The sequence below is a fragment of the Acidobacteriota bacterium genome, from assembly GCA_016195325.1.
GTDB lineage: Bacteria > Acidobacteriota > Polarisedimenticolia > JACPZX01 > JACPZX01 > JACPZX01.
This window is the reverse complement of the sequence record JACPZX010000042.1, coordinates 1-6,034: the sequence shown is the minus strand read 5'-3', so window position 1 is coordinate 6,034 and position 6,034 is coordinate 1. Positions and strand designations below refer to the sequence as shown.

5 protein-coding genes are annotated in these 6,034 nt (G+C 70.0%); 4 read left to right on the top strand and 1 reads right to left on the bottom strand.

Features of this window, described 5'->3' with window-relative positions; translation table 11 throughout:
- On the bottom strand, positions 1-195 hold a 195-nt coding region (locus HY049_09015; protein ID MBI3449040.1), incomplete at its 3' end, for a hypothetical protein.
- Between the two features lie 77 nt (positions 196-272).
- On the opposite strand from HY049_09015, the gene HY049_09010 reads away from it, so the two are divergent.
- The 4 genes from HY049_09010 to HY049_08995 all read left to right on the top strand — a co-directional run.
- Positions 273-2,678, top strand: a complete 2,406-nt coding sequence (locus HY049_09010) for a DNA polymerase II (GenBank protein MBI3449039.1) — start codon at positions 273-275, stop codon at positions 2,676-2,678.
- A gap of 30 nt (positions 2,679-2,708) precedes the next feature.
- A complete protein-coding gene (locus HY049_09005) occupies positions 2,709-3,638 on the top strand; it encodes a hypothetical protein (protein ID MBI3449038.1) in 930 nt (309 codons plus the stop codon).
- 43 nt (positions 3,639-3,681) lie between these two features.
- The gene (locus HY049_09000; GenBank protein MBI3449037.1) at positions 3,682-4,608 is read left to right on the top strand and encodes a formylglycine-generating enzyme family protein; all 927 of its coding nucleotides are present in this window, start codon (positions 3,682-3,684) and stop codon (positions 4,606-4,608) included.
- A 414-nt stretch (positions 4,609-5,022) separates the two neighbouring features.
- On the top strand, positions 5,023-6,034 hold a 1,012-nt coding region (locus HY049_08995; protein ID MBI3449036.1), incomplete at its 3' end, for a vitamin B12-dependent ribonucleotide reductase.

The following is a 6,034-nucleotide window of genomic DNA, read 5'->3' as shown; positions in this document are numbered from 1 at the left end:
GTCGATGGCGGTGAAGGGGGACATCAACGCCCCCTTGATGTCGTCGTCCTGCTTGCGGTGCGCGGCGGCGATGACCCCCTTCGGATCGGCGTACGGGGCCTCCGGGGGCGCGGCCGCTCCCAGGGTGGCCGCGGCGAGCGTCGCGGCCAGCGCGGCGCGTGCGGGAAGCGACAGCGTGCGAGCCGTGTCTCTCATGGGGCGGAATCGTAGCACGACGTCCCGCCGCCGGTTGACGGATTCCCGGGGTTGCCCTCTAATTCTCCCCGAATCCCATGAAAGGCTTCATCCTGCACCCGACGTATCGAACCGAGGGCGGGCGGCCCGTCGTTCATCTCCACGGGAGGCTCGAGTCCGGCGATCCGTTCCTCGTCCGCGACGACACCCAGGTCCCGCACTTCTTCATCGCGGCGGCCGACGTCGCGCGCGCCCGCCCGCTCGGTGCGATTCGAGTCCACGCGACGGACCTGCGCGCGATGCACGGCGGGAAGGTCTCGCGCGTCGAGGTCGCGACCCCACAAGAAACGCCCCCCCTTCGCGACCGGCTGGCGGAGAACGGCATTCAGACGTACGAGGCGGATGTCCGCTTCGCGATGCGGTTCCTGATCGATCGCGGCATCAAGGGATCGGTCGACATCGAGCCGATTCCGGAGACGACGAGGCCCGGGACCCCGCGCCCCGCGCCGGCCGTGCGCGACGCCGCCTGCCGGGTCTTCGAGCGCCCCATCCTTGCTCCCTGCGAGTGGAGCCCGGCTCTTCGCGTCCTCTCCTTCGACATCGAGACCGATCCGAGAGGGCGGAAGCTCCACGCGATCAGCCTGCACGGACCGGGGATCGCGGAGGTGCTGTACGTCGCTCCGGCGGGCGTCGCGGCTCCCGCCGAAGGGGAGGAGTTCCATGCGACTTCCTTCCCCGACGAGGCGGAGCTGCTCCGCGCCTTCTGCGCGCGCGTCGCCGCCGCCGACCCCGACGTCCTCACCGGATGGAACGTCATCGACTTCGACCTCCGGGTCCTCGAGGCGGTGGGCCGCCGCGTCGGGGTCCCGCTCCGCCTCGGCCGGACCGAAGAGCCCGCGCGCCTCCGCCTCGACGACTCCTTCATGCGCACGTCCTCGGCCGAGGTCACGGGGCGGGTCGTCCTCGACGGTATGGCGCTCCTTCGCGGCGCCTTCGTGAAGCTCGACGACTACCGCCTCGAGACGGCGGCGCGGTCGATCCTCGGCGAGGGGAAGCTGATTGGCTCGAAGCACCGGGCCGAGGAGATCGAGCGGATCTACCGCGAGGACCTCCCGCGCTTCCTCGCCTACAGCTTCACCGACGCGCGCCTCGTGAGCGGGATCCTGGCTAAAGCCGGGCTCGTCGATCTCGCCGTGCGCCGGAGCCTCCTCACCGGGATGCCGCTCGATCGCGTCTCGGCGGCGATCGCGTCGTTCGACTTCCTCTATCTCCACGAGCTGCGCAAGCGCGGGTTCGTCGCGCCGAGCGTCCGCTCCGTCGAGATCACGGAGCCGACGGCCGGGGGCGCGGTTCTCGAGCCGGTGACGGGCATCCACGAGAATGTCCTCGTCTTCGATTTCCGGAGCCTCTACCCGAGCCTCATCCGCACCTACAACATCGATCCCCTCGCTCTCGTGAAGGACGCGGCGGGCCCTGGGCCGAGAAAGTCGGGCGCGGCGGCCGCGGGCCTCATCGTGGCGCCGAACGGGGCGCGCTTCTCGCGCGAGCCGGCGATCCTCCCGGGCCTCCTCGACCGCCTCTTCGCGGAGCGCGCGGCGGCGAGGCTCCGCGGCGACGCGATCGCGTCGCAGGCGCTGAAGATCCTCATGAACTCCTTCTACGGCGTCCTCGCGACGCCGGCGTGCCGCTTCTACTCCGCCGCCGTCGCGAACGCCATCACGCACTTCGGCCACGCGACGCTCCTGTGGACGAAGGAGCGGGCGGAGTCCTCCGGCCACGCCGTCCTATATGGCGACACCGACTCGCTCTTCGTCGCCGCGGGGGTCGCGGAGGCCGCGGGAGCGCGCGCTCTCGGTGAGAGGCTCGCCGGGACGCTGACGCGCGAGCTGGCCGATCGCGTGCGCGAGGCGCACGGCGTGAGGAGCCGCCTCGAGCTCCAGTTCCAGCGTCTGTACCTGCGCCTCTTCCTTCCGGCGGTGAGGCACGGCACCGCCGGGGCGAGGAAGCGCTACGCCGGGCTCGTCGAGGAGAACGGGCGCGAGGAGATCGTCTTCACGGGGATGGAGATGGTGAGACGCGACTGGACGGAGGCGGCGAAGATCTTCCAGCGCGGCCTCTTCGAGCGCCTGTTCCGAGGGGAGGAGGTGACCGCGTACGTGCGGGAGTTCATCGACGATTTGAGGGCCGGGCGCCACGACGAGCACCTCGTGTACCGGAAGGCGCTCCGGAAGGACATCGCCGAGTACACCGCGACGACGCCGCCGCATGTGAGGGCGGCGCGGCTGATGCCGGGGAGGCCCTCGGGGCTGATCGAGTACGTCATGACCTCGAACGGGCCGGAGCCCGCGGCGACGCGCACGGGCTCCTTCGACTACGAGCACTACATCGACAGGCAGATCCGACCCGTCGCCGAGGCGGTTCTCGTTCACCTCGGCCTCTCGTTCGACGCCGTCACGGGGCGCGCTCCGGCGGACGACGGGACCACTCAGCTCGATCTGTTCTAACGCCCGCCACTCGCGATGTATTCTGGCGCGATGGAGCCGTACCTCGATGAAGGACCGCGCGAGATCTTCGACGCGTGGCACCGCTCGCTCGTGCAGAAGTTCAGCCGCGATCTCACCTTCCCCGAGATCCGGAAGGGGGTGCAGGCCCTCTCCTCTTTATATGTCGCGCGGAGGGGGCGGCTCGCTCCCTCGGGGGGCGGGGCCTTCGACGGCGCCGGCAAGCGGGCCGGCTTCGCCCTCTTCTTCGCGCCGCTCCACTTCCTGACCATCTACCACGCCGTCCGCGAGATCGAGTTCGACGCCCTCCCGTTCGCGCGTCTGTGGGATCTCGGCTGCGGCACCGGGGTGGGAGGGGCCGCATGGGGGCTCGCGCAGCGCTTCTCGGCGGCGCTCGAGACGGGCCCCGCCCGCGGCGCGGCCGCCCCGGGGCTCAAGATCGTCGGAGTCGATCGCGCATCCTTCCCCCTCGACGAAGCGGCCGCGACGTACCGGGCGTTCGGCCTGCGCAGCGAGACGCGCCGGCTCGATCTCGGTGGAGCGGCGGGAGCGGGGGGGAGCGCCGCGCGCCCGGCCATCTTAAAGATCGGGTCCGCCCCCTCGACTCCCCCCGCCCGGCGGTCGAAGCGCCCCGAGGCGGCCTCGCCCCTTCGCGGCGACGACGCGGTCATCCTCGCCTACACGCTCAACGAGCTCCCGGAACCCTCGCGCGAGACGCTGCTGCACGATCTGATGATCGGCGGCCGCACCAGCCGCCCCCTCGTCATCGTCGAGCCCGTGGCGCGCCGCGTCGCGCCGTGGTGGTCTCTCTGGGAACGGGCTCTCGGCGACGAGTCGCTCTCGCTTCACTCGCTGGAGTTCAGGAAGCGCGTCGAGCTTCCCGCCTGGCTCGCCGAGATGGATCGCGCGGCGGGAGTCGATCACACGGAGCTGACGGCACGCGTCATGGGGGTCATCGGGTGAGCGCGCCTTGACACGGCCGGCGCGCGCCTCGAAGATGCCCGGCGTGAGACCTCTGGCGCGCATCCCGTGGACGGTCGCCGCCGCCTCGCTCCTCCTGGTCGCGGTCTCGGCGCCCGCGGGACCGGGCGCCTCGCCGGCTCCTTCGCCGGGCGCCGGGACGGGCTCCGTGACCGTCCTCGTCCCAGCCGGCGAGTTCCGGATGGGGGCCGATCCGAACGACATGGTCGCCTTCCCCGAGGAGCGCCCCGTCCGCAAGGTCTCGGTCAAGGCGTTCCGCATCGATCGTTTCGAGACGACCAACGCGGAGTACAGGAAGTTCGTCGTGGCCGCCCGGACGCTCCACCCGAACAGCTGCTCGCCGCTCGAGCCCCCGGGGAGCGATCACACTCCCCCCGCCCTCTGGTGGGACGATCTGGAGTGGAACGCCGATGTGAAGCCCGTCAACGGCGTGAACTGGTTCGACGCGTACGCCTACTGCGCGTGGGTCGGCAAGCGACTTCCGACCGAGGCCGAGTGGGAGCGCGCCGCGCGCGGGAGCGACGGCCGGCGATACCCATGGGGGAATGAGCCGCCGGGGCCGGTTCTCGTCGGGAATTTCGCCGACGAGACGGTGAAGCGCCTCAATCCGAAATGGAAGATCGTCCCCAACTACGTCGACGGGTTCGCCCACACCGCTCCCGTCGGCTCCTTCCCAAAGGGGGCGAGCCCCTACGGCGTCGAGGACATGGCGGGGAACGTCTGGGAATGGGTCGCCGACTGGTGGGAGCCGAACGCGTACGGCGATCCGAACGCCCCCCCGACCGGAGTGGCGAAGGACCCGAAGGGGCCCGAGTCGGGAACGGCGCGCGTCCTTCGCGGCGGCTCCTGGGACGCCACCGGGAACTTCCTCCGCGTCTCGGCCCGGCATTCGCAGACCCCCACGTACAAGGGGATCTCGCTCGGCATTCGCTGCGCGCAAGACGTGCCCTGACGCTTCAGTCCTTCCCTCTTTCAGCCTTGCCGCGGGCGCGACTTTCGCCTAACATTCGTCATTTCTTCGGACGTGCGGGGCGAGGCGTGATGTGTCAGGCGAAGAGTCCCGGCCGGCGTGGCCTCCCGGCCACTCGCGCGACGGGACGGACGACCGGGGAGTGGCCGGCGGTTACCTGCTTTGTGAACAGACCCCGAGAATGGCCTCCAAATCGCCACTTCGCGCTATTGACATCGCAAGATATTGTGGTTGAATGCCGCTTCGCCCCCGGATGTTGGACGCGATGGATAGCGGTCAACGTCACGGGGGGCCCAAGTCATCGAAATGCTTCGAAATAGCCTGAACGGCCTTCATCTATAGAGCATGACGGCGGACGCGGCGCTGCCGAAGCGGGGTTGGGGGAGGGACGGACCTATGAGGATCGAGCGGCGGTTCACGACAGCCGAGCGCGGCCCCTTCGAAGGGATTCAGTTCGAGAGCCGGACATCGCGGATCACCAACACGGATGGCTCCACCGTCTTCGAAGCGCGGGACATCCTGGTCCCCGCGACCTGGTCGCAAGTCGCCGTCGACATCCTGGCGCAGAAATATTTCCGCAAGGCGGGGGTCCCGCGCCTCACGCGCATGCTCGACGAGCCGGGCGTCCCCCTGTGGCTTCGAAGATCCGCCGCCGACGAGACAGCCCTCGCGAACCTCCCGGAGGGGGAGCGCGCCGGCGGCGAGCGCGACGCGCGCCAGGTCTTCCGGCGCCTCGCCGGATGCTGGACCTACTGGGCCTTCAAGCACCGGTACTTCGACACCGAGGACGACGCCCGCGCCTTCCACGACGAGATCGCCCACATGCTGGCGACGCAGGTCTGCGCGCCCAACTCGCCGCAGTGGTTCAACACGGGCCTCAACTGGGCGTACGGGATCGAGGGGCCGCCTCAGGGTCATTTCTACGTCGATCCGATCATGGGCGACGTCCGCCAGTCCGACAGCGCCTACGAGCGTCCGCAGCCCCACGCCTGCTTCATCCAGTCGGTCGGCGACGATCTCGTCAACGAGGGCGGGATCATGGACCTCTGGACCCGCGAGGCGCGCCTCTTCAAGTACGGCTCGGGTACCGGCACGAACTTCTCGGCCCTTCGCGGCGAGGGGGAGTCGCTCTCCGGCGGCGGGCGCTCGTCGGGGCTGATGTCGTTCCTCAAGATCGGCGATCGCGCCGCCGGGTCGATCAAGTCGGGAGGCACGACGCGCCGCGCGGCCAAGATGGTCGTGCTGAACGCCGATCACCCGGACATCGAGGAGTACATCAACTGGAAGGTGATCGAGGAGCAGAAGGTCGCCTCTCTCGTCGCCGGATCGCGCCTGTGCAACAAGCACCTCAACGCCATCCTCAGGGCCTGCCACGAGGGGGTCGAGGCGGGGCTGAACGGGCAGCGCT